At 46.6% G+C, this 23,991-nt stretch carries 19 protein-coding genes and 2 tRNA genes; 10 read left to right on the top strand and 11 right to left on the bottom strand.

The window, feature by feature from the left end:
- Window positions 1-79: 79 nt before the first annotated feature.
- Both WCO51_00685 and WCO51_00690 read right to left on the bottom strand, forming a co-directional pair.
- Window positions 80-1,642: a tetratricopeptide repeat protein gene (locus tag WCO51_00685; GenBank protein MEI6511778.1), complete on the bottom strand. Its 1,563-nt coding sequence runs from the start codon at window positions 1,640-1,642 to the stop codon at window positions 80-82.
- Window positions 1,643-1,885: 243 nt separating this feature from the next.
- Window positions 1,886-2,497 (bottom strand): periplasmic heavy metal sensor, encoded by a 612-nt coding sequence (locus WCO51_00690; GenBank protein ID MEI6511779.1) that lies wholly within the window; start codon window positions 2,495-2,497, stop codon window positions 1,886-1,888.
- A 174-nt stretch (window positions 2,498-2,671) separates the two neighbouring features.
- Between WCO51_00690 and WCO51_00695 the strand changes: the two genes are divergently transcribed.
- From WCO51_00695 to WCO51_00730, 8 genes are all read left to right on the top strand, one after another.
- On the top strand, window positions 2,672-3,460 hold the full coding sequence (locus WCO51_00695) for a class I SAM-dependent methyltransferase (GenBank protein ID MEI6511780.1): 789 nt from the start codon (window positions 2,672-2,674) through the stop codon (window positions 3,458-3,460).
- 81 nt (window positions 3,461-3,541) lie between these two features.
- A tRNA-Ala gene (locus WCO51_00700) sits at window positions 3,542-3,614 on the top strand.
- Between the two features lie 234 nt (window positions 3,615-3,848).
- The gene (locus WCO51_00705; protein MEI6511781.1) at window positions 3,849-4,811 is read left to right on the top strand and encodes a hypothetical protein; all 963 of its coding nucleotides are present in this window, start codon (window positions 3,849-3,851) and stop codon (window positions 4,809-4,811) included.
- An 87-nt stretch (window positions 4,812-4,898) separates the two neighbouring features.
- Complete coding sequence (locus WCO51_00710) at window positions 4,899-6,422, top strand: hypothetical protein (protein MEI6511782.1); 1,524 nt, start codon at window positions 4,899-4,901, stop codon at window positions 6,420-6,422.
- 94 nt (window positions 6,423-6,516) lie between these two features.
- The gene (locus WCO51_00715; protein ID MEI6511783.1) at window positions 6,517-7,902 is read left to right on the top strand and encodes an ROK family protein; all 1,386 of its coding nucleotides are present in this window, start codon (window positions 6,517-6,519) and stop codon (window positions 7,900-7,902) included.
- 51 nt (window positions 7,903-7,953) lie between these two features.
- Window positions 7,954-8,322 carry a four helix bundle protein gene (locus WCO51_00720; GenBank protein ID MEI6511784.1) on the top strand — a complete coding sequence of 123 codons (369 nt, stop codon included), beginning with the start codon at window positions 7,954-7,956 and terminating at the stop codon, window positions 8,320-8,322.
- 27 nt (window positions 8,323-8,349) lie between these two features.
- Window positions 8,350-9,201: a PIG-L family deacetylase gene (locus tag WCO51_00725; GenBank protein MEI6511785.1), complete on the top strand. Its 852-nt coding sequence runs from the start codon at window positions 8,350-8,352 to the stop codon at window positions 9,199-9,201.
- A gap of 10 nt (window positions 9,202-9,211) precedes the next feature.
- Window positions 9,212-10,072 carry an ROK family protein gene (locus WCO51_00730; protein ID MEI6511786.1) on the top strand — a complete coding sequence of 287 codons (861 nt, stop codon included), beginning with the start codon at window positions 9,212-9,214 and terminating at the stop codon, window positions 10,070-10,072.
- Window positions 10,073-10,310: 238 nt separating this feature from the next.
- On the opposite strand, the gene rsmA is transcribed toward WCO51_00730, so the two are convergent.
- Both rsmA and WCO51_00740 read right to left on the bottom strand, forming a co-directional pair.
- Entirely contained in the window at window positions 10,311-11,183 is an 873-nt protein-coding gene (gene rsmA, locus WCO51_00735; protein ID MEI6511787.1) for a 16S rRNA (adenine(1518)-N(6)/adenine(1519)-N(6))-dimethyltransferase RsmA, read from the bottom strand.
- Window positions 11,170-11,865 (bottom strand): 3D domain-containing protein, encoded by a 696-nt coding sequence (locus WCO51_00740; GenBank protein MEI6511788.1) that lies wholly within the window; start codon window positions 11,863-11,865, stop codon window positions 11,170-11,172. Before WCO51_00740 ends, rsmA begins: the two co-directional genes overlap by 14 nt.
- Before the next feature lie 410 nt (window positions 11,866-12,275).
- Between WCO51_00740 and WCO51_00745 the strand changes: the two genes are divergently transcribed.
- Window positions 12,276-13,241, top strand: a complete 966-nt coding sequence (locus WCO51_00745; protein ID MEI6511789.1) for a phosphodiester glycosidase family protein — start codon at window positions 12,276-12,278, stop codon at window positions 13,239-13,241.
- A gap of 126 nt (window positions 13,242-13,367) precedes the next feature.
- Window positions 13,368-13,994, top strand: coding sequence for a hypothetical protein (locus WCO51_00750; GenBank protein MEI6511790.1), 627 nt, complete (start codon window positions 13,368-13,370; stop codon window positions 13,992-13,994).
- A 362-nt stretch (window positions 13,995-14,356) separates the two neighbouring features.
- On the opposite strand, the gene WCO51_00755 is transcribed toward WCO51_00750, so the two are convergent.
- The 7 genes from WCO51_00755 to WCO51_00785 all read right to left on the bottom strand — a co-directional run.
- On the bottom strand, window positions 14,357-15,655 hold the full coding sequence (locus tag WCO51_00755) for a homoserine dehydrogenase (GenBank protein MEI6511791.1): 1,299 nt from the start codon (window positions 15,653-15,655) through the stop codon (window positions 14,357-14,359).
- Window positions 15,645-16,100, bottom strand: a complete 456-nt coding sequence (locus WCO51_00760) for a biotin/lipoyl-containing protein (GenBank protein ID MEI6511792.1) — start codon at window positions 16,098-16,100, stop codon at window positions 15,645-15,647. The genes WCO51_00755 and WCO51_00760 overlap by 11 nt, the downstream gene beginning before the upstream one ends.
- 51 nt (window positions 16,101-16,151) lie before the next feature.
- The gene (locus tag WCO51_00765) at window positions 16,152-16,847 is read right to left on the bottom strand and encodes a VanW family protein (protein MEI6511793.1); all 696 of its coding nucleotides are present in this window, start codon (window positions 16,845-16,847) and stop codon (window positions 16,152-16,154) included.
- 26 nt (window positions 16,848-16,873) lie between these two features.
- On the bottom strand, window positions 16,874-21,376 hold the full coding sequence (locus WCO51_00770; protein ID MEI6511794.1) for an alpha-2-macroglobulin family protein: 4,503 nt from the start codon (window positions 21,374-21,376) through the stop codon (window positions 16,874-16,876).
- 224 nt (window positions 21,377-21,600) lie between these two features.
- A tRNA-Val gene (locus WCO51_00775) sits at window positions 21,601-21,672 on the bottom strand.
- 455 nt (window positions 21,673-22,127) lie between these two features.
- The gene (locus tag WCO51_00780) at window positions 22,128-23,630 is read right to left on the bottom strand and encodes an LptA/OstA family protein (GenBank protein MEI6511795.1); all 1,503 of its coding nucleotides are present in this window, start codon (window positions 23,628-23,630) and stop codon (window positions 22,128-22,130) included.
- A gap of 131 nt (window positions 23,631-23,761) precedes the next feature.
- A partial coding sequence (locus tag WCO51_00785) for a hypothetical protein (GenBank protein MEI6511796.1) occupies window positions 23,762-23,991 on the bottom strand: 230 nt, incomplete at its 5' end.

Here is a 23,991-nt window from a genome sequence, read left to right on the forward strand (position 1 = left end):
CAATTTCTGGCCGTAAGAACGGAAACAAGTTTCCGAAACCCTCTTCTGCCTCCGTGCGGGGGGAGGCTGTTTGGAGTTATTATTTTCGTTTCTTAATAGGTTTCTTTGGTGATTTGGATGCTGGTTTTAGGGCTTTTACTACTTCGGGATCGGGTTTTCCGCCTAGCGCTTGAACCTTTTTTATGTCCGCTGCTGCCTTTTTCAGGTCTTTCATTGTGACCCAAAGGGCAGCGCGTTTATTGTAAACATAGGGGTCTTTCGCGTTGATTGAAATGGACTTTTCGTAATCCGCTACCGCCAAGTCATAGTCACCTTTGATCTTATAGTCCATTGCTCGACGGGTATATCCATCGGGGTCTTCCGGGGCAAGCTCGATAAACTTTGAGTAATCGGCAATGGCTTTGTAGTAATCCTTTGTGTTATCGTACGTAAGCCCACGGTTATAATAGGCGGATGATCCTTTCGGGTCGAGTTCAATCGTTTTGGTATAATCGGCGATTGCTTTCAGGAAGTCTTTTTTATCATCATACGCCATCCCACGTCCTAAATATGCGCTGCTGTATTCGGGGTCGAGCGAGATGACTTTATCAAAGTCGATGATAGCGAGGTCATATTTGCCGGTCCGCCAATAGTCATACCCTCGTTTGTAATAACCATCAGGGTCTTGTGGACTGAGATCGATAAATTTACTGAAGTCAGAAATTGCCTTGTCGCGATCTCGCTTTCTATCATAGGCAAGGGCTCGGTTATAGTAGGAATCGGGATCTTTTGGATCTAGAACGATCGCCTGGTCGTAGTCCATAATCGCCAGATCATCTTGATCTTTTTTTGCTCTGGCAAGCGCGCGGTCGAAATAGGCGGGAGAGGTTGGTTTAAGGGCGATGGACTTATCATAGTCACTGATGGCGCGATCGTAGTCTTTTATACGGTAGTAAGCCAAACCGCGAGTTAAATAAGCGCTTGAATACCCGGGATTCAATTCGATTGCCTTATCCAGATCGGGGATTGCTTTGCTATATTCTGCTTGATCGAAATAGACAGATCCTCGGTTGTAATATGCCAGATAAAGCCCAGGGTCAAGAGAAATGGCTGTATTACAGTCATCCAATGAAGCACTGTACATCTTCTTTCGCAGATAGACGCAGCCTCGGTTGCTATAGGCTAGAGCGATCTTTGAGTCGAGTTCGATTGATTTATTATAGTCGGCAAGCGCCAAGTCATTTTTGTCTAGGAACAAATAGGCCGTACCGCGATTGTTATAGGGCGATGCCCAACTCGAATCGAGCTCGATGGCCGTATTTGCGTTATCAAGCGCCAGATTGTATTTTTCAAGAGAGATATACACCGATGACTTGCAGTTGTATGCGCTTGGAGCCTGTGGATCAAGAGCGATGGCTCTGTCGAACTCAGCGAGAGCCTTGTCATATTCGTGGGTTTTGTTATAAGCAAGGCCGCGTTCGACGCATTTGTCCGCTTCTTCAGCATCGGTAAGGTAAATACTAAAGCTGGCCCCACTATGAACGATTGCACTGACAGTCTTTTCATTGTTGCGGATGATGGTGCCCTGCACATCTGGCGTAAGTATCACACCTGCTATGCACACAAAACATAAGATGAAACCATACTTTCCATTGATTGCCATGTAACTTCTCCTATCCGTGTTGTAGCTTTATTTTAGTTGGGAAAATAAGCGTCCCAAGATACTTTACTTATTGAGTCTTTCGAAAGTTAAAACATTACTCCTGTAAGCTCGCTCGGTAATGTTGTAGTGATTACTATAAGCTATTATTGGCTTTTCGCTTGAAAAACGCTCAGTAATATCTTAACGACATAGCAAAAAGCCTCACCTGAATATAGGTGAGGCTTTTATTTGAAGTAATTTAGCTCATTTTGTGACGTTGCCAGGCATTCCGCTGTTGGGTCCACCCATAGGGCAACTACCTCTCATAGGGGCGGGACCGCCGGGGCCTTTTCCCATCCCCATTCCAGGGCCGAAACTTTGGCACTTGCTAATTTTGTCGCGCAGCTTCGTTTTTTGCTCAGCGTTCAAAACGCTGGAGCCAACTAGCATGTGATCGATCATCGAGTTGCCAAGTTCTGTTTGTAAGGACTGTATCTCGCCGCGCTTAGCTTGGATGGCTGCATTATCAGGGGTGTCGGCAAGGATTAACAGAGCCATCTCTTTCATCTTCGCCTGCATTTCGGATCTTTGCGTTTGCGTTTCGGTCATGCATTTCTTGCATTCCTCTTGCAACGCTGTCGTTTGTTCTTGGCTTAGGTTTAAATCACGAGCCATCATCGAGAACATACCCATCCCCATTCCCATACCCTTACCCATTCCTGTCGGTTGTCCCATTTGACAATTAGGATTGGCTTGGTTGACTGCTGCGGGTCCTCTCCCCATTCCAGGACCGCCACGTCCGCGTTGCGCAACTGCTATACTGACAGTCAGAGCAAGAATCAATGCCAGAATAACTACAATATTTCGTTTCTTCATGCTACATCCTCCGTTTCTGTTTTGGAAATCTACAAAAATTCTTATAGACGAGCTTAAATCCAGGCTGAATTTAAGTTACTATTATTAAAGACGTTTTAGTTGGCCATTTGTTCAGTATATCATTATAATCGGTCATGGTAATATCTTTTTACGCTTAGGCTATGTAAAGGACCAATGATGACTAGACAGGTTGAACGGCGAGTGTTGTTTGACACGGTGGCTGACCTTTATAACGAGGCTCGGCCAGGATATCCGGCGGAGATGATTGAAGATATTATTTCCATCACAGGAGTGCCCCAAGGAGGACGGATACTTGAAGTTGGCGCAGGAACTGGTCAGGCGACGCTTGGGTTTGCGAAAAAGGGGTTTGAGATACTGTCTTTAGAACTTGGAGCAAATCTAGCCGAACGCGCCCGGCAGAACCTGAAGGATTATCCGAATGCAACCATTTTGAATGTAATTTTCGAAGATTGGGAGGTCGAAGAAGGGGCTTTCGATTTAGTCATATCCGGCTCGGCTTTTCACTGGATACCTGCTGAGGTTGGATATTCACGTTGTGCTCAGGCGCTTAAAGAAAAGAGATGGCTTGCTCTTTTTTGGAATGGCGATGCAAAACCATCAGGTGGTGTTTATGATGCCATTCGAGAGGTCTATATAAAGCTTGCTCCTGAGATGGATCGTCGAGGGAATAAGCATTCTCAAGAGAGTGTGATAGGTGATCGAGAGAAGGAACTAAGAGAATCCGGTTTGTTTACCTCGCCAATTGCCAAACGTTATCCTTGGACAAGACGATTATCAGCTGATGAGTATGTGCGTCTTACCTGCACCTATTCCGACCATATCGCTTTATCTGAAGAAAAGCGGCAAACAGTTTGCGAGGCTTTACGTAAGACTATCAACCACCATGGCGGCTACATCGACCGTCAATATTTAACCCGCCTTTTTATAGCCCAAAAGCTTTAAATTCATAGCAGACCTATTCTTCGCTCAATCTGAGGGATTGCATAGGAAATCTGCGTCATGCTATAATACGTGGTCTGACGTGGGGCAATAGCTCAGTTGGGAGAGCACTTCCATGGCATGGAAGGGGTCAGGGGTTCGAGTCCCCTTTGCTCCAATTTTTTATTTTTGCTTCTTGACAGCTTCAGATTCTTGGGTTTGCACTGATTCCTCTTCGAACCAATAGATGTAGAGGAGCCGTCCGTCTTCTTTTACAATTACTTCTTTACGCATATATCGATAATACCTTTCATTAGAGTAACTCATTCTATAAAATCTTGACTTGAGGGATAGGATAGGCCAAAATTGGGTGTACTGTGGCTGTGTGCTTGAATTGTCACGGAGGAGATTAATGCCTTATCCAATATTCGATCGTAAACGCCTTCAACTCCGCCCGTTGGATGAGCGGATACATGATGTGCACGTTTGCGATCTTTTTGAACTTACTGATACTACACCTGTTTTTGAGCATCCTAACCTCGATACCCTATCTGATAGGATGGCGCAGGCGGTTCAAAATAAGCGCCCTGTTATTTTGATGATGGGCGCGCATGTGATTAAGGTGGGGCTTAGCCGCTTTGTCATCGATATGATGAAGCGCGGAATGGTCACTCATGTGGCGATGAATGGGGCTGGCCCGATTCATGACAGCGATTTGGCGCTTGTTGGCGGGACGAGCGAGAGCGTTAAGCGCTATATAAAAAAGGGCGAATTTGGGCTTTGGGAAGAAGCCGGACGGCTGAATGAAGCGGCTAAAGAAGCGGCGCTGGATGGTATCGGTTATGGTGAAGCCATCGGGCGGATGATTTCATCGGGCGGATACCCACACGAAGAAATCAGCATATTGGCTGCCGGATATAAATTGAAGGTGCCCGTAACGGTACATGTGGGGATTGGGTATGACATCATTCACCAGCATCCTAATTGCGACGGCGCAGCGATAGGCACAGCTTCATATACCGATTTTCTCGTTTACGCTCATGCTGTGTCACAGCTTGAGGGCGGGGTGCTTTTATGTTTCGGTTCGGCGGTGATGGGGCCGGAAGTTTATTTGAAGGCATTGTCGATGGCCCGTAATGTTGCGATACAGGAAGGCCGAGAAATTCGCCATTTCGCAACCGGTGTGTTCGACCTGATGAAACTCGAAGGTGACCTCACCCAGGAAGCTCCCACGGATGATCCGCGCTATTATTATCGCCCATGGAAAACAATCTTAGTGCGAACGGTTCAAGACGGCGGCGAAAGCTTCTATTTCGCAGGTGACCACCGCGCCACAATGCCGAGTTTATATCGAAAAGTGATTGCTCGGCTATAGATTTGATGCAGTTCATTTTGCGATTATTTGCTAGAAATGAACATTTTCAGATGCCCTTTCAGTCTAAGGATGAAGGGAGGCGAAAAAATGGATTTTTCTGTACAAAAAGGATTTTTACCATTCTTTACCATTGCTGTTGTCCTACTATGTGCTTGTGCTGCAGTATCTCAATTAATGGCAAGTGAACAATATGAGCAAAGAGATATTCCAGAGGAACTGTTTGCTTTAGATAAACGTGGGGCTCTCTGCGAGGGAATTCAACTGAAAGCCGAAGTCAAGAGCTCAATCATTAATCAAGGCGATAGAGTGACAATAAGACTTCGTTGCCATAACATATCAGGAATTGCTCAACCTAGTTTCAAAATGGCTGATAATTATCTCGGGTTTTTTGCATTAGTTATTGGTCCAAATGGTCGAATTTACACTCAAAAAAAGACGGAACCATTAAATTTCATTTCTGGCTCACGATTTGATTTCAAGCCTGGTGACGAGATTCTATATGCTTATTCTCTCACAGATCAATATGGGAATTTCGAACCAGGTATCTATCAGATAACATTCCTTCGTTACGTTCGTTCCAGTAAACAGAATAATTATAACCATGTCTTGTCCAATACAGTCGCTTTAACGGTGTTGGACAAGACTCCCAAAGCTCAAGATAACAACAGACAAGCATCAGAGAATTCTAACAAACGAATGGCTGATGCAGATACTAAGCTCAACAACGCCTTAGAAAAAACTCAGCGAGAAAAAGATTTAAATAGCCTTCATTTAGTTGTCGAAATCGATCCTTCTTCCACTATCGTACAGGGAAAGCCGGTTGGTATAAAATTTCAGATAATAAATGCAGGTGAAAGGATCCTTTGGATTGGTTTATCGACTCCTGAAAAAGATTTCGATCTACTCATAAAAGGGCCAAAAGGCGAATTAAACCCGCTACAAGATATAAAACACACTTCGACTATAGGTTGGGATGGTAGCTCGTTTCCTTTGCAACCACACGAACAACTCAATCAAAAAATGATGCTTAGTGGATACTACGATTTATCGACCCCAGGGACATACCAAATCACTGCATCCATACCAATGGGCAAACTTAATGAGAAAAATTATTACTTAATCTCCAATACGGCTACCCTAACAATTTTGGATATGCCAAGTGATGTATCCCTATCCGAAATATTTGTGCCTAAAAAGCAAGGCGCTGTTACAGAAGGATATAAACTTGACGTCGAGTTCGACCAAACTCAAATTTCGTCTGGAAAGCCTGTGCTTCTTAAGCACACCGTCCTAAACTTAACAGATAAAGTTCGTTCTATCTTCGAAGGAGCGCCTGGAAATACTTATAAAGTTTTCATTCGAGGTCCGTCAGGTGTGCTTACTCCACGTAAACCTGCTGGGCACTTTGCATTTGAAAGTTTCAAGAATAGAGAAATTCCACCATGTGTGGCAATACAGCAAAAGTATCTTTTAAGTGATGAGTATGATTTTTCTGCTGTCGGTGAGTATGTAATTAGCCTTGCACTGAGTGTGAGAAGCCTCAATGGCATGAGTTATGACTATGTCGTATCCAATCCGGTCAGATTGACGGTGATAAAGTCGAAAAAATAGCATCAGATCAATCGGTTGGTAGCTTTTGATTAGGTACTAAAAGGGTATGGAAGGGTATTATCCTTTCTGATAGATTGGGAGGAAGATTGAAGTTATGATGGAATTAGTTCAACCGGGGATTACGCCCCCATTAGATCCTACTTTTCGACCGGCGGCATTGGCTAACCGGTTGTTTCGTGAGAAAGTAAAAGCATCCGGCCAAGGTGTACCGTTGGTCATCGGTCTCGGTCGTAGTGACGGCACTTTGTCGGTATATCCTGTCGAGGTATTTCCTGCAGGAGTACCGGGGTCGGAAGGCAATTATCAATATATTGAACGTATCGTCAAGTTTCTGCTTTGGCAACGGGGTGGGTATCGGGTCATCATAGGCGGCCCGTGCGATATTGGCGAACATATCAAGCAAGTTTATTCGCCTGAGGGTGCGCGCAAGTTCGATTTTGAGTTCATGGGCGGCGTTTATGAGAATACTTTTGTGGTCGAAATCACTGATGCCGATAAGGTCCCGCCTGCGAATGAGATGAGCAAGGCATTAGGCCGTCATCTTGGCGGTTGCCGAATAGGTTTCGATGCAGGGGCAAGCGATCACAAGGTTTCGGCAGTGATTGATGGGGAAGCGGTATTCAGCGATGAGGTCATCTGGCATCCACGTCCTCAAACTGACCCTGCCTACCATTATAACGAAATCGTAGGGGCGCTAAAGAAAGCCGCATCCCACATGCCGAGAGTTGATGCCATCGGTGTCAGCTCAGCAGGGGTATATATTAACAACCGCGTGATGGTCGCCTCGCTGTTTAGGGGTATTCCTAAAGACCTTTTTGAATCCCAAGTCAAAGATTTATTCTTGCGCATTAAAAAAGAGTGGAACGTTCCTCTTGAAGTTGCGAACGATGGCGAGGTAACAGCGTTGGCCGGTTCGATGAGCTTGGGTGTGAATGCGATTATAGGCGTTGCGATGGGTTCAAGCGAGGCTGCCGGTTACGTTACGCCCGAAGGCAACATCACCAATTGGTTGGATGAACTGGCTTTTGCGCCTGTTGACTATTCACCTGAGGCATCAGCAGATGAGTGGTCGGGCGATCCGGGAGTAGGCGCGATGTATTTCTCGCAGCAAGCCATCTTCCGCTTAGCGCCTGCAGCCGGGATTAACTTAGATGAGAATTTAGGCTTGGCTGAAAAGCTCAAGAGCTTCCAAGACCTTCACAAAGCTGGCGATCCACGCACCAAGGCTGTCTATGAGACCATCGGGGTCTATCTTGGTTATGGTGTCGCTCACTATGCAGATTTCTACGACCTGGAGCACATGTTGGTGTTAGGACGAGTGACTTCCGGCGATGGCGGCACAATCATTCTCGATAAGGCCAATGAGGTTCTTAAGAAAGAATTCCCAGACTTGGCAGCAAAGGTAAGCCTGCATCTACCAGACGAAAAGAGCCGCCGAATAGGCCAATCGATAGCGGCAGCGAGTTTGCCAGAGGTGTAAAAAGCTATTAGCCATCAGCAATCAGCCATCAGCTATTTTGAATAATAAAAGGTGAATTGCTTGCGTGATTTTCGACAATTGAAAGTGTGGGCAAAGGCTCACCAACTGACTTTGGATGTATATAAAGTTACAGTACCATTCCCACGTGAAGAAGTCTATGGCTTGACTAACCAGATACGGAGGGCAAGTGCATCAATCGCTGCGAATATTGCTGAAGGCTGTGGTAGAGATGGTGAAGCTGAGTTAGGAAGGTTTATGCGGATAGCTATGGGGTCAGCAAGTGAGTTGGAATATCATCTACTCTTGGCGCACGATCTTAATTTTCTATCCAGAGAAGTACATGACAGTTTGAATTTATCTGTTACTGAAGTTAAACGTATGTTAGCAACTTTTATTAAAAAGCTGAAAGCTGATAGCTGACAGCTAACAGCTAATAGGGAGGAAATTATGAACTTGAAGAATAGTACTGCGGAAATATGGGTGCCGGATGAGTTGGCGGTTTTGAGCGCGATTGGGCGGACTACTCATATGGGAATTAGCGCGCATCAGGATGATTTGGAGATTATGGCTTATGAAGGCATCCTGAATTGCTTTGGGTTGGCTGATAAGTGGTTTATGGGCGTTGTAGTGACCAACGGCAGCGGCAGCCCTCGGGATGACCTATACAAAGACTACACTGATGTAGAAATGCAAGCCATACGGCGCAAGGAGCAGAAGAAGGCGGCTTGTGTTGGTGAGTATGGCTCGATTGCGATGCTGGACTACGGCAGCAGCGCTGTTAAAGACGGCAAGAATGAAGATGTGAAGAATGATTTGAAAGAGTTGCTGATAGCCGCCCAGCCAGAAGTTGTTTATACCCACAACTTTGCCGATAAGCATGATACGCATGTAGCTGTAACGCTTCGTCTTATTAACGCTTTGCGTGAATTGCCGGTCGAGATGAGACCAAAGCAGGTTCTTGGATGCGAAGTCTGGCGTGATCTGGATTGGATGACCGATTCGGATAAAGTACCGATGGATGTATCGGCTCATGAGAACTTGGCAGCGGCGTTGTTGGGAGTTTTTGATTCGCAAATATGCGGCGGCAAGCGATATGACATAGCTACTATGGGACGAAGACGCGCTCATGCTACCTATTATTCTTCCCACGGTGTTGATACCACCACTCACCTGAACTTTGCGATGGACTTAACGGGTCTGGTTGAAGATTCAACACTTAATGTTGAGGAGTTTATCCAGAGCTATATTGACCGGTTTGCCAATGAAGTGCAGGCGCGTTTGGCGAAGCTGAGCGGTTAAGGAGATTAAAATGGATATTACTGAGCTAGAAGGCTACGTGGGCGCAGATATTGGCGGGCAGTCGATTAAGATCGGCACATTTCGGGATGGGGTGTTTATTTCGAAAGATTTTGTGACCCCACCGGATTATCCGGCGGCTCGTGAGCAGATGATTGCAGTTGCTCGTGAGTTGGCAGGCGGCAAACCGAAAGGCTTTGGTGTTGGCTCTCCTGGGCCGTTGGATTGGCGCAAAGGATATCTCCCTTGGACACCCAATATCCCTTGGAAACATATTTATTACACGGAGATGGGGAATGACCTAGGTTGCCCTGTGTTTGTTGACAATGACGCGAATGTGGCAGGATTGGCTGAATCGGTGCTAGGGGCAGGACGAGGCTATGATATAGCTGCTGGCTTTACTTTGGGAACTGGAATTGGTTTTTTTACCATAAAAGGCGGCCATATTTATCATGGACGTGAAGATGTGGAGGGTGGGCATCAGATGCTCAATCCGGAGGGGCCAGAATGCACTTGCGGCTCTCGTGGATGCCTTGAGTCTTTTATTTCTGCCTGGGCAATTCGAAAGAAGACCGGTAAAGACCCAGACCAGATTGATGACCCGAAGTTTTGGGCGGAGATCGCCTACTTTCTGGCGTGGGGAATTACGAATGTGAATGCGCTTGTCTGTCCTGAGATATTTGTGCTGTGCGGGGGAATGATTCAGCGTGGGGATATGTTGATGACTCCGCTGCATATAGAACTTAACCGAATGTGCAAAATCATGCCTCCGGCTCCGATTAAACTTGCGGAGTTAGGCACTCGAGCAGGTGTGTATGGCGCGATTGTCTTGGCTCGGCTCGGGCATAGCGAGAAGAACGAGATGAGCAAGTAGTCCAATACAAAAAGTAAAGGGAACGACTGCCCATAGTCGTTCCCTAATGGAGGGTATTACACGTCTTAGGTTTATTACCTAATTTTCTCTTTCTCGATTTACAGGGCTTGCGTGGCAGGCTCTGCTCTCCAAATCTTCTATTATCTAATATAACAAATTTCGTGCCAAATCACACGTGTTCGAAGCTGAAAGAAGAAGAACTGGTATTTATACTAGTCAATCCGAAGCTAAATCGAATTCAATGGCCTGAGAGGTATTCTGCTAAATTAAGGTATTCGACTAAGCCCATCGTCTCGCCTCGACGATTCGGGTTGATACCGACATGCTCCAAAGCCTCTGAAATTGTCTGACGGCTATACTCTTCCGACAATCCTGCAGTGAGGGCATTAATGATTGTCTTGCGGCGCGCTCTAAATGCCGCGCGGGTGCAAAGAAAGAATACTCTTTCAACCTCAGGCAATAGGCGTGGCGGGATGGGGGTTAGCGAGACAACGGCTGAATCGACTTCCGGTGACGGGTAGAAGACGTTCTTCGAAACCATGAGTTCTGTTACAACATGGGAATGGTATTGGGCAAATAGAGTGAGTGCGCCGTATTCGGGAGTATCGGGTGCAGCGGATAGGCGTGCGGCGTACTCTTTTTGGACTAACAAAACGATACGGGTGAAATCTTTTTTGTGCTCCAGCAACCGTTCAATAATAGGAGAAGTGATGTAGTAGGGAACATTCGCGACCACTCGGATTGGGCGTTGACCTAGCGGCGCAATCAACTCATTTAGTTTTATCTTAAGGAAATCACCTTCGATGATTGTCACATTCATCGTTTCGGAGAGTGTGGTTTCGAGAATGCGCTTTAGGAGGGGGTCGATTTCGACGGTGACAACTCTTTCAGCTTTTGTGGCAAGAGCTTGGGTGAGTGTTCCTAATCCGGTCCCTATTTCAAGGACGCCATCATTCGGGAGAAGATTGGCAGCGTCAATAATTCGATTGAGGGTGTTGAGGTCTACTAAGAAGTTTTGTCCCCATCGTTTGAGGGGACGGATGCCTTCCTTGGCAAGTAACTCACGCACGATGCGCGGCGAGCTAAGATTCCGTTCATTAGTTGAGGACATAAACGCGGACTCGTTTACGTCCGAATCGGTGTGCATCGCGGTTTGTGTTGTAGCCGAGATCGATTCGCCTTCCCTTGATGGCTCCCCCCGTATCTCCGGCGATGGCATAGCCATATCCGTCGATATAAAGGTGTGTCCCAAGGCGTATAATGCGAGGATCAACTGCTACAACCCCATAACCTGCTTTCATACCGTTTGCTGTGCGACCGGTTGCACCCCTGCCGCAACTAGCTGGACTTGGGTCATAAGCCGTGGCCATCATTACGATGCATCGACTTCGGTCATACATCCCGCTACGAGAAGCGAGCACTCTTGGTTCGCTCAAGCGAGATTTTACGGAGTAGATGGCGTCGCGAGGTGGGGCTTTGCGCTCATGAACGAGAACTTTTTCTGAATTCAAGCTCTTTCCCATTAACACATAACACTTATAGTGCTCACCAACGCGTCCTGCCTGAACCGGAACGATCATTTTGGACTGCCCTTTCGGGGCCTTTTGATAGATCGTCTGGTAGGGTAGTTTCGAGCGCACATACATCAGCGGGTAATCAACTTCGATCACCTTGCTATTGTTTTGCGCTATCGATTTTGTAGACGCTTTACCCTTCGCGCCTACCCAGCCAATGGCTGACATAGTCAGAATGAGGAGCAGACTTGCTCTTGCTACGATACGTAGTGTTGCCAAGTATTTTCCCTCCTTCTCGGCTTATGTAGTTTCGGCATTTTACCATGGATGTCTAAATTTGTCAAATTTTGCCTGAAAAGAGCCATGTTTAACCAGTTGTTGTATCCGTTCTATACCTATCTTGAAATATCATGAAATATCCCGATATGTCCTCATTCTGCCTGAGTTATGGCCAAATGAGAACAATATGAAGAAGGGAATATTTGTACCTCTCTAAGCATCCTATGGTGTGAATTGGATTGCCGTTTTCTGCAATTTTCTGTCAATTATGATGTGATGCAAATTCAAAATTTGTACGATAATAACATTGATTGGCTAATTTCAAGCAAAGTCCTATCGTATGATAATTGGAACAGCTTGAGTCAGCATCAGAATCACTTAATAATCGGTTCCCTAAGGGGGGATCTACAGTGAGTAAACTATCTGTCCGTTGGTTGTCCGCTCTGACGCTTATGCTGCTGTTCCAGACCACTAGCTTTGGAAATGAACGCAGCATAGGTTATTATGTCCGTCAGCTAAATGGGGTATCGATGCATATCGTTGTAATTGACATCCATGACCCACAGGTCAGGGTGACGGGCGCTCTTGCCTCCGGTGGGATAGGACGGCGAGAGGGTTTCAACTCGATGATGCATCGTCTCCAACCGACGGCAGCGCTTACAGGCACCTTCTTCAGCATAAAGAGCAACGTGCCGGTTGGCGATATTGTCATCGGTCAGCTTAAAGTCAATCATGGCCGCAGTGTTGGCACTTCCTTTGGGGTCACGACTGAAGGGTTACTTGAGTTCGGTCCAAAGCGTGAGAGATATTGTTCCGGCTTCGAGACTCTATTCAGCGGCGGTATCTCGTTAATTCGACACGGCAAATTATATGTGAAACCATGGTCGGAGGGTTTTCGAGACCGTTCCCTCTATGCACTCAAAGCGCGAACTGCAGTTGCTCGCACCAATAACGGCAAACTTCTCCTCATTGCGACTAATCACCAAGTCCACCTTACCCGTTTTGCGCAGGCCATCAAAAAGCTGGGTGTCAGTGATGCCGTCGCATTCGATGGCGGGGCTTCAACTGGTCTACACTACCGAGGTTCCTACTTAGCTCGTCCTCAGCGAGGGCTAACGAATGTGATTATCGTTTATGAAAGCAACGATTCCTATTGGAAGCACATAACCGAGCTTGCTCCGGGTGTTGCGAAGCATAAGCAAATGGCTGCCATGAAACCTGTCACCCAAATATCCCCCGCCAGCCAAGAGCCGGCCGAATCAACAGTAGTAGGTTTTGGCTCCCCTTTTTTGGCTTGGTTCCTTCTCTTAGCCACTATACGAATGTGCAGTTGGTTAACAAGGAACCCAAAATCGAAAAAGCTGATCGGTAAGTAAGCGTCACAAGGGAAATTTGTCAAGCTTCATTTGTACGTGAAGTAGTATCCATTCACCATTAGAAGCGTGCATAATAAGGCTTGGAATTAGGCTTGCTTGGGGGGGCCTGTTGGAGGAGTATTAAAGATGATTTTGACAGTTACTAGTGATAATTTTGTAGAGACGCTTAATTTACTTCGGTCGGATAGTTCTGGGACACAGGCAGTATTTTTTTCAAAATTTAGCTTGCCGCAAGGCGGGAGCGGCTACCGTTTATCCTATGCCGTTCCAATGCAGCATATGATTGTAGTTACGGATTTGCTGTTCGATGGTAGAACGTCTTTTAGTCCCATTTCCGGTCAGGCTGCTCAAACGGGTGATGCTGATTTTGACGCACTTGTTGAAGCGCTCAAAACGGCGGGTTTTATAATGATGCCGGGCTACTGGACAGATTATCCTGAACCAATGATCAGTGAACCTGCGACAGCTCGCGCAGCAGGCGGAAGTGGGCAAGCGGCAGGCAGTACGTTGCCTTCAAGTTTTTTTGTGGTTGCAATATCCTACTTAACGTCTGAAGAAGAAGTTGGACTTTGGGTCGATGCATTTCCCACGAAACCAGCCGAAGATGAAGCTCTCCAAGCGATGTTCCAAGAATTCGTCGCATCCGGCGACTTGGCTGGAACTTCTTTTTCTGAGTTCTTCGAAGCCTCCGCTCCGAACGTAGAATTCATCAACAGCGATGATATTAACGCTTGGTTGGAACGAAAGAACTAAGAATCGTAGTACGTAGTGCGTTTTCAGAAAAAACTCGATGCTTCGGTAGCAGAGCGATAGTTCCGCTGCCGAAGCATTTTTAATTCGTGTCATTGCGAGGGATGCCTTGTGCCCCGTGGCAATCCCTTCCTAAAACTTACTCATATCCTATCCGCCCTTCGATATGGCCCGGAGGCCTACTCAGGGACACGGATTTGAGAATGAGAAGGAGAAAGAGAAAGAGAAAGAGAAAGATTCCGGAAACTACCCCTACACATTTCCTTGGAAAAGATCGGGGTTCCTGTTCGTGCTTCGTGCCTCGATCCCTACCACCTATCCCCTACCACCCAGCACCCAGCACCCATCACCTATCCCCCACACGTTTAGATGTCTTCTTCTTCTACTCTAAACCAGTTAGCGATCTTTTCTGTTACTGAGAGGATGCTGATGTGGCTGACGGAGCGGGTGAATTTGGACTCCTCGGTTTTGTGGGTGATCCAGACCATTTCGATGCGGCCTCGGCTGATGGGGCGGTGTTGCACTGCTTCGATACTTACTCCGCAGTTACCAAATACGTTGGCGATACTCGCCAGCATCTTTGGACGGTCGGTTGCGATCATTCTGAAATAGTATTTGCTGACTATTTTTTCAATCGGGGTGATTGCATGAAGTTCATGACAGGTGCAGGGGACGCGGCCTGTTGATCCATTATTTAGGTTTCTGGCAACATCCATGATGTCCCCAACGACAGCGCTTGCGGTCGGTTTGCTGCCTGCGCCTTGGCCATAAAACATCACATCGCCGACGAAATCACCATGAATGTAGACTGCGTTATAGACCCCTGAAATGGCAGCTAATGGATGGTGTTTTGGGAGGAATGTCGGATGAACGCGTGCCTGTATGGAGCCATTACCGTTTGACTTGGCGATAGCTAGAAGCTTAATGACATAGCCTAAATCGCGGGCTACCTGGATATCGCGTAGTTGGACTTTGGCAATGCCTTCGCGATAGATCGCAGCTTCGTCCACAGGGGTGGTAAAGGCGATACTCGAAAGAATAGCGAGTTTGTAAGCTGCGTCATGACCATCAATATCATTGGTAGGATTGGCTTCGGCGTATCCAAGTTCCTGCGCCTCTGCAAGCGCGGCGTTGAAATCTTTGTTTTCGTCAGCCATCTGACTCAGAATATAGTTGGTGGTGCCGTTCACAATCCCCATCACTGCTTGTACTTGATTACCAGCAAGCGCGTTTTTCATTGGCTGAATAATCGGGATGCCGCCGCCGACGCTGCCTTCAAATTGGAAATCCAGTTTGCTTTCGTTGGCCTTATTCATCAGCTCAGCGCCATGCTTGGCGATAAGCTCCTTGTTGGCCGTCACGACTTGCTTTTTGTTTTCAAGCGCACGCAGGACTAATTCATGAGCAGGATCGATGCCGCCGATTAGCTCACAGACAATATCGATTTCTGGATCATCGAGGATTTCGTAAGAGTTGTCAGTGAGAAGAGAGCGGTCGACATTAACGGAACGGGGTTTGTCGATATGACGGACAGCAATCTTTTTGATTATGATCTTTGCGCCCGTTTTTTGCTCGATGATGTCGGCGTTTTGGCGAAGCAACTCAACGGTGCCGCTGCCGACTACCCCCAATCCAAGAATGCCAAGTTTAATTTCAGAACTCACCAGGAATCTCCGCCGGTCCAATAAGCATTAAGATATCGTTATGGTTAACAAGCTGACCATTTTGTGCAAGGACTCGAAGTACTTTACCGCCGATTGGCGACGGAATATCGTTGAAGGTTTTCATCGCTTCAATTAGTCCGATTACCTGGCCAGGTTCGATAATATCACCTTCCTCAACAAACGCAGGCGTGTTAGGGGAAGGGAACCGATAATATACACCTGAAGCAGGGGCCATGATAGGGACACCATGAACTTCGGGCGCTACTTCGGGAGTAGTCGGATGAAGTTTCGCTGCCTCTTCAGTAATCGCCACTGATTCCATATGCCGTATTAGCTGCACGGTGTAATCGCCGGATTCGACCGTTAACTCTGTTAGACGGTGATCCTTAACCAATTTTGCGAGTGCGCGTACGGCTTCTAAATCAAAATCAAGCTGTTCTTCCATATCATTCTCTATTATGCACGTTTTTCTAGCGTTACGCCAAATCTAAAAGCGCTAATTGTGCGGAATTGGGTAGACATCTTCCGAAATCGCTTCTCGCTGAACTTCTTTTCCTTTTTGTGATATCTGACGATAAGTGCGAGCCAGCATGTTGCCGTCCGGAAGCCGGCTTATCTCGACGTTTATATCCACTTGTTTACCGAGTGGGGCTGTCGACTCGATTTGGCAGATCAAGCGTGGTCCTTTTAAGTAAACCACTAATCGAATTGGCCCTGAATGAGTGTTAGTAAACTTCAAGTCATCAACAGGCGAGACGGTTGCATCTCTTCCTGCCGCAATATAGCGAACTCGAAGCCCGTGGGGGTGCCTTTCGATGATTTCAAGATCAGCCAGCAGAACGGCGTTATATATCGTTCCCGCGAGTTGGCAAATACCGCCACCAATACCTTCGATTTTACCAAAACTAGTGAGCGTCGGAGCGTTTTTGTAACCTAATACTTCAGTTCTCTCGCCAACAATGTTATTAAATGAAAAGGTCTCTTTCGGCTTGAGCACAAGACCGTTAATATGAGAGGCTGCCAGTCGAATATTGGCGTTACGCGATTTCTCTGAAGTTTCGACATGGGTTGAGAACTCCGAAAGCGTTTTGGGCATAGGCTTTGTATCTAACTGATAGCGTATCTGCGGTTGCTTTGCTGCATTCCGTGAAGGAGAGCAGAAAGCAGCCGCGATTACGCTAAATACCAACATGAAACACAACAATCGGTAACACATATCTATTTTTGAACCGTTAAGCGATTTGAGCGACCGCTGCCTCTCCAGTCGGGCATATACATTTGATAAGCTTTTGTTGGGGCGGCTCGGAATATCCCGGGTGTAACCGCCCGAAGCAGGTAATAATAGACTTGTTTGCCTTCGGGAAGCGTTTCTACTAGCACGGCAGTGCGGTCGTCGTGATATTCGATTTGTGCGTAGCCGTATAGCATTTCATCACTCGAATAATCCGGTCTCAAGCCTTCATACATGTATCGGCTTTCTTCTTCATTTATTGGTTCTAATCCGGCAGGTATCGGGTCTTCAATGAGAACATGCCTAAGCTTAGTAGCGGAATTTACGACGATTTTGACTGCGATTTCATCACCGGCTTTCGCTTGCCCGGAGAATGGAACGAACTTAAAGGTTTCATCAATGTAAGCGTCGCGTCCTTTTCCTTGTTTGACGGGTATATGAATTTGCTTGAGATAGGTTCGTTCGATGCGCAGACCGTGCACTTCTTGAACATTTTGCTCAATCGGGATACTATATCGAGCCAAACTTGCATAGCGCATCGTGCCTTCACCGTTCAGATTGAAGCCCCACTGGTTTTGGCCTTCCTTAAGCAAAATTTTATCGGCAACGATAACTTGTTCAGCTTGAAAGGCGCTATCAGGCGTGAAGTTGATTTCTTTCACGACCTGACCATTCAGCATTATCGAAGCGTTGCCAAGGAAAGGCTTTTGCCCTCGAATTCGAGAGTAAAGAGCGATAGCGCGAACAACCTGAGCGGTATCGTTTGTGGAAACCCACATGCGCCCTTCTCGTTGAAGGGTAAGCCAATAGATGCCGCGGTCGATAATCGGGTCATCTGGGGTGAGCTTCAAGAAACACTGGAGTATTGAAGCGGTCACAAAGGCGTCTCCCTCTCCGAAGTACCAATAAATATCCGATTCCGATTTCCAATAAGCGTTTACTCCCGAGCCTTTCACTACTTTTTTGAGATCATTGAGTATTTCCAAAGCCTTGTCATTTGCGCCGATGCGAATGAGGGATTTGATCAGGTAGGTCTTGCCGGTGTTCGAAAGCTCGTCCTCGCGGTCATAAAGCCGCAGAATAGCTGAGGTGTAGGTCTGGGGGTCTCTATCAACTAGCACGTTTAGCGCGCGGGCTTTCTCATGGAGATTCCATCGCATTTTCGCCACTGCAATCTCATATTGCCACTTCTTTTTGAACTTACTTTTAACCGGCGGATTGACGTCAATTTGCTTCGTTAGGCGGGCGAGAGTTTCCATCCCACGACCAAGACTGTATCGGTCGATAGTGAAGCCAGCGCGTTCGGCATTCGTGAGGGCTTGGATGACGTAGGCGGTCCAATAGGTATCAGTTTCGCTGTAAGTACCCCATCCCCAGCCGCCATCGTAGCCTTCCATCCCACGTATTCGTTTAATTGATACCCGAACCGCTTCCTTCAGCTTTGCTTCGAATTCCGGTCTTTCGAATTTCATCGAATTTATTGCATCGAGTAGGGCAAGGTTGGCATAAACAGGGCTGGTTGTCTGCTCGATACAACCATAGGGATAGGCATATAAAGCATCCGCGGCATCAAATGCCAGCGATAGCAGAGAAGGAGCCAGGTGCAGCTCATAGTGATTAATCCGAGGGTTGCTGTCGGAGGGAATTTCGAACGTTCCGCTTGCGCCCGTCGGCGTTATACCTGTATTTACCTTGAAACGCATATTAGAGTATGGCTGAACTTGGAGTGGCAGTTGCATCGAGTCGTCATACGGGTCACTTTGAGCAGTGAATGTGATGATCGCCGGCCCTGTTGCCGTTGCAGTCGTTGGCCAGTCAATGCGTTGATCACTGCCGGGCGAAACGGTGAGAGTCTGTTTTAATGGCGCATTAAGCTTGAGGTTATCGCCTTCCATTGCGATTTCAATATCAACCGTTATCGGGCTAGGAGTTGTGTTGCGAATAACACCAATCACGTGGAACTCATCGCCCTGAACGACGAAACGAGGTAGTTCCAACTGGGCAATAAGAGGTTTGTTGGCTTTGATACTCTTCGTTGTCTGACCGACCGCAGTATCAGAGGTGACTGCGCGCACTGTTGCCCGCCATTCGGTCAGGTTATCGGGCAAAGTAACGGATATCTGGGCGCGGCCTTCCTCGTTTGTTAGGGCAGTCGGCGTCCAAAAGGCTGTGTCTTTGAAATTCTTCCTGACATCGCGGCTTATCTTAGATTCTTTAACTCTGGCAAGACGCGTTTTGACGAAGTACTCGAGTGATGGCGAGATCGCTGTGGAGATGCGATTATACTGCGGGCCATAGTAGAACGTTCGTATATCCGTTGCGCGGTCTCTGGCGAGGGCGTAGATCGCTTCGTCCACTACGCCCATGCTGACTTCCGCTGAGACTGGGCTGCCGGTTAGGTCACGGGTTTCAATTGTATAAACAGCGGTTTCGCGGGGCAGATATTCAGGTTTATCTGAAGTGACGGACACATTCAGAAGCCTGGTTGGCGAATGGACCATTACTAATTGAACTCGTTGAGCCAGTTTCCCATTTTTAACATAACCGGCCCATATGTAGATATTAGGAAGAAAACGGTTTTCAATCGGAATTTCAATAACCGCTTCATGGTTGTGTGTTTTTACGATGCGGCTTTCAAAATTGGCATTTCCTTCAAGCGAGAACCACACATCAGCGCTCTCTGGGGCGGTTTTGATGAGTATTCGCAGAGGCTCTCCGACTTTCAACTCTTTGCGGTTAACGATGACATCCAGACCGTGACTCTCATCAGCCCACGCAAGTTCACCCTGGTCGCCGGTTACCCAAAGGTAATCATTACTAGTTGATTGACGCCCGTGCCCATCCGTGATAGTGGCGAAAATACGATAACTGCCCGCTTTTCGCGGCGTAAAGGCGATACGATATTTACCATTAGTGTCGGTTGTAACCACAGAGGGTGTATTGGCTCTAGATCGCTTTTCGACCCACTTATTCTTTTCTTTCGCCCACCAGGTTCGGTAGACATCCACATGAACTTGAGCGGAAATTGGTTGGGATGGAATCGCGTTATACGAACGCACTAGAATGCCCACCGTTTTATCGGGAGCGATTACGTAATCTTCAGTCGAAAGAACGACAAATCGTTGAGCAGGCAGGATTGAAGCCGAGGCTGTGTCGTCTTTTTCTCTTCCAGCCACATCCTTCAACGTCACATTGACTTCCATCGTGACTGGCCTTGTGTAGGTATGGCCTTTAAACCGTGAGGGTAGCTGAATGAGAGCGATTCCGTCTGCGTTGGTGGTGGCTTTACCTTCTAGGCGCACTTCGCCATATCCACCGTCACCATAATCTGACTCGTCATCAGTAGAGGGTGTTTCCCAGAACGGAGCGTTTGAATCTTCAACCGAACGCGGCGCAAAAGAAGCCCAATCGCTATAACTTTCGCGAACATAGGCATACCATTCGACTACTGCTCCTTTTACCCCGCCACCAAAGTAGTATTTGGCTTCAACTCTTGCCACCAGCGGATCGCCCGTGATCACCATATTCGGAACCATCGTCACATCGAGACGATATTCCGGTTTGCGATATTCCGAGATAGAGAAATAGGCTTGGTTTTGGATTTGGTTAAATTCAGCGGTTACCGAATATTCCCCAACCGCCCCTTTATCAGGCAGCTTGAGTTCCGAATTAAAAGTTCCATTAGAATTTGTCGTAAGAGACTGTTGATAAATCACAACATCGGAGTTATCTTTAACCGTCAAATCGACTTTTTCGTTGGGCGCGTTTTGGTAATCGCCATTCTGAACGTGGCGAGCGATGCCTTTTATATAGACTGTTTGACCGGGCCGATAGATGGGACGATCCGTGTAAAGGTAGATCGAGGTTGGATTGAACGCGCTGTTTTCGTATAAATTGAGCACGGAGTAGTGCTGTCCTATACGAGCTTCAACAGTACGCGATTTCTCAGACAGCTTCAGTTCTTGAAGTCCATTGCTGTCCGTAATGCCGGATTGTACGCGATATCCTTCGGAGTCTATATATGAAATAGTCGCATTCGTGACAGGCTTGTTCGTAATTCGGTCGACAACCCAAATAACTGCGCCGCCTGCTTTCCCTTTGGCAACCAAGCCAATATTGCTAATCCAGAATTCCGTTTCAGCTTTAGCTTTCCCGAGGCCAGCATAAACTTTGTACCATCCAGGCTGATTCACAGGGACTACAAATTCGCTCACCGTGTAAGTTCTTTTACCTTTTGAACGCAATTTCGGATTAAGTGTTGCGACCAGCTTCGGTTTGATTTTACTTTTCCCGATCTGAGTGGCAACATCGGTTGGAAAGTAAAAGACTTGTACCGATAGCTTTCGCGCCTGTCCTCCAAAACCAACGGTTATTTTGGGCTGTTCGGTAGTTGTGAATACAGGTTTTGAGGAGCGAAGCTCCCAATAATCGGATTGAGAAAAACAACAAGAAGCAAATAATAGCCAGGTTAAAAGCAAAGCTCTTCTCATAGCGCACCATCCTTCGATTGGAAAAGAATCTTATATAAAGAATATTAGCGAGTAACTTTAAAGATTCCTGCAAAGAGACAGATTATTTAAGACTTTTTTTGGAGCTGAGTTTAAGTTAGCAGAAGACGTAAAGTTTGATTGCGTAATTACATCGATATTGCCTGAAGCCCTGCCCAGGGTGAGATGAAATATTATTAGAGGAAGGAGAAGGTTAAGATATAAAATGGGCGCAACTGGATTTGAACCAGTGACCCCCTCCTTGTAAGGGAGGTGCTCTACCGCTGAGCCATGCGCCCGAGAGAGTGGAACCTGAACTTACGGTAGGTTATTATATCGCTTGTTGAGCAGGTGTGTCAACGAAGGGCCTTTCTCAAATCAAGCAGAAAAAAAATGGGCGTGGTAAAAAATACCACGCCCTAACCTGATTGAAGGTTTGGCTTCTATCTTGAATTGCGCTTTAACTATAAAGACATACTAATTACGATTATAAGAACCGACTTTATTACGAAGGAATAAATAAGACGAAAAAACGTTTTACGGTATAAACCTAAATTGCAATTTCCAACATAACAATCGGAATGAGTAACGACACGAAATGCCTTTTTAAATTCTCTTTTTAGTTAAACCAATCCGTATAAAATAACGGTAAGCACAAGTAAAAGCAAAATGTTATGAGTAAATTTTATCATATACTCACAGTTAATATTATACAGCAAAAGTGCTTGAAAAAAGAAAAATTATGTTAAAATGCTTATTTCGATGGTGTTTTTGAAGCTGATTCTGGTGTGAAAGGCGGGGGCGCAGTCTCTTCTTTATCATCCGTATCTTTCAGGGGGATAACATTTCTACCTTTATCGAGTTTGTGAATCTCGACTTTTTCCGCGCCTTCTTTTGTATAGACGATGAGAAGTTGGGGATGTAGCTCTGCCCCTTCATCATCGGTTAAAACCACATTTCCGATAACAGTCAGGGTCTCCGCGTCACGATCGAAACGAGCCTTATCGGCGGTTAAGTTGCGCCAATGCCCTTTATCGAGCTGCTGTCTGGCCTTAACAGCGCCAGTCAGGTCGGCAACACGTTTTGAGCCATAGTAATATTCGAGCTTTTCAGCGGTGATAGTAATCGGATGATTTTTAGCTTCAGTCAGGGATTGGTCGTCCTGTTTGGAAGTGTCTTTCTTAGACTTAATAATAATATTGAGATTGCCTGTCACCAAGGCGTACTTGCGTTTCCTCTCCATTGTGAGCTTATCGCCATGTACTTCGATTTTGGGGTCGCTCATCATTAGGCTGCCGGTAGCTTCAATGATTTCTGTTTTCTTATTGTAATTTCCCCGCTCGGCCTTCAAAGTGGTATCGCCGTCAATAAGTTGAAAGTCCTCGAGGTGGTATAAGCCTGCGGCTTCATCGAAAATAGCTTTGGAGGCTGTAATAGCTCCTAGGCGAGTCTTGTTACTCTCATTAGGTGGAGTCGGTTTAGATGGTGTTTCAGCTAATAAGACGGTATCAGAAGCGACTATCCTGATATTTCCACTTACAATAATACGGCTAGTATCCATTTGGTAGTCAGCATGATCGGCGCTCGCTTTTATGGCATCGTCCGAGATAGAAACGCCTTCCATAACCGCAACTTTGCTCTTTTGTTCCGCTTGAAAATGATCCCACCCTAGCGTAAGGGGGACTTTCTCTTTCGATTTAGGCTGCCAGACGCCTTGTTCGGCAATGATAATTCCTTCTTTGAGACGAACTTCAGCCGTTTGTGCTTTTATGGGGCCATCGCGAAGAGTGCCACTCGGTTGAGCTGCAAAGATGGTCTTTTGGTCCTGACGCCATACCATGGATTTGATATTTAGTTTGCCTTGTTTGAATTCGAGAGAGCTATCCTCTGCAGTGATGGTACGACTTCCGGTGTCATATTTTGCAGTAGCGGATGAGAAAGTAGCAGTGGGTTTCCCTTTATCAAAAAGGCTCGCGCTCTTAACATTGTAAACCTGCCAAAGCTGACGATTGCGTGTCCCATCAATTCGTGCGGCGGTCATGGATAGGACAGGGATTCCTTTGGATTGAAGCTTTAACTGCACCTCATCCATCCGAAGCCCAACTGGTCCCATCCCCGCTTCGTAAAAGGAACGGGTCAAATAACTGAATGGATCTACCCGCTTAAGGGAATAGATCCCAAAAGCGATGATTAAGACCAGAGCGCTCCAGCTTAAGATACGTCTATGTTTTTTTAACCAAAGGACGCTGTTGACCAAGTACCCACTCCTGCCATTCCTTCGTATGTTTCTAATGACAAAGCATACCCAATCTTAATAGGAGGCTATCGAAATGATAAAGCCTCCTATTACATCATCGTTATTGCAATGGCATTTCAATAGCCGGATATCTAGGGATGATCCGGTGGCGGCGGGGAGCTGCCTTCGCTGTATACGTACACATTACCGATATTGACTGTGCCAGTCGGCAAAGGAATAACAGCGGTTTGAGACGGATCGAAGAACGGAGAGTCGAAATTGCCTGATATATCGACTGGCAATTGGTACACTTCGATCTTTGTTGTAACCGTGTTCAAAAAACCGGCATAGCCCTGTGTATAACCCGATGGAACGACTACAA

This window comes from bacterium (assembly GCA_037131655.1).
In the GTDB taxonomy this organism is placed as follows: domain Bacteria; phylum Armatimonadota; class Fimbriimonadia; order Fimbriimonadales; family JBAXQP01; genus JBAXQP01.

Coding starts and splice junctions, on each gene's coding strand:
- WCO51_00770 (MEI6511794.1), bottom strand. CDS start 21,376: ATGAGAAGAGCTTTGCTTTTAACCTGGCTATTATTTGCTTCTTGTTGT.
- WCO51_00685 (MEI6511778.1), bottom strand. CDS start 1,642: ATGGCAATCAATGGAAAGTATGGTTTCATCTTATGTTTTGTGTGCATA.
- WCO51_00715 (MEI6511783.1), top strand. CDS start 6,517: ATGATGGAATTAGTTCAACCGGGGATTACGCCCCCATTAGATCCTACT.
- WCO51_00765 (MEI6511793.1), bottom strand. CDS start 16,847: ATGTTGGTATTTAGCGTAATCGCGGCTGCTTTCTGCTCTCCTTCACGG.
- WCO51_00730 (MEI6511786.1), top strand. CDS start 9,212: ATGGATATTACTGAGCTAGAAGGCTACGTGGGCGCAGATATTGGCGGG.
- WCO51_00690 (MEI6511779.1), bottom strand. CDS start 2,497: ATGAAGAAACGAAATATTGTAGTTATTCTGGCATTGATTCTTGCTCTG.
- WCO51_00705 (MEI6511781.1), top strand. CDS start 3,849: ATGCCTTATCCAATATTCGATCGTAAACGCCTTCAACTCCGCCCGTTG.
- WCO51_00750 (MEI6511790.1), top strand. CDS start 13,368: ATGATTTTGACAGTTACTAGTGATAATTTTGTAGAGACGCTTAATTTA.
- WCO51_00710 (MEI6511782.1), top strand. CDS start 4,899: ATGGATTTTTCTGTACAAAAAGGATTTTTACCATTCTTTACCATTGCT.
- rsmA (MEI6511787.1), bottom strand. CDS start 11,183: ATGTCCTCAACTAATGAACGGAATCTTAGCTCGCCGCGCATCGTGCGT.
- WCO51_00760 (MEI6511792.1), bottom strand. CDS start 16,100: ATGGAAGAACAGCTTGATTTTGATTTAGAAGCCGTACGCGCACTCGCA.
- WCO51_00695 (MEI6511780.1), top strand. CDS start 2,672: ATGATGACTAGACAGGTTGAACGGCGAGTGTTGTTTGACACGGTGGCT.
- WCO51_00725 (MEI6511785.1), top strand. CDS start 8,350: ATGAACTTGAAGAATAGTACTGCGGAAATATGGGTGCCGGATGAGTTG.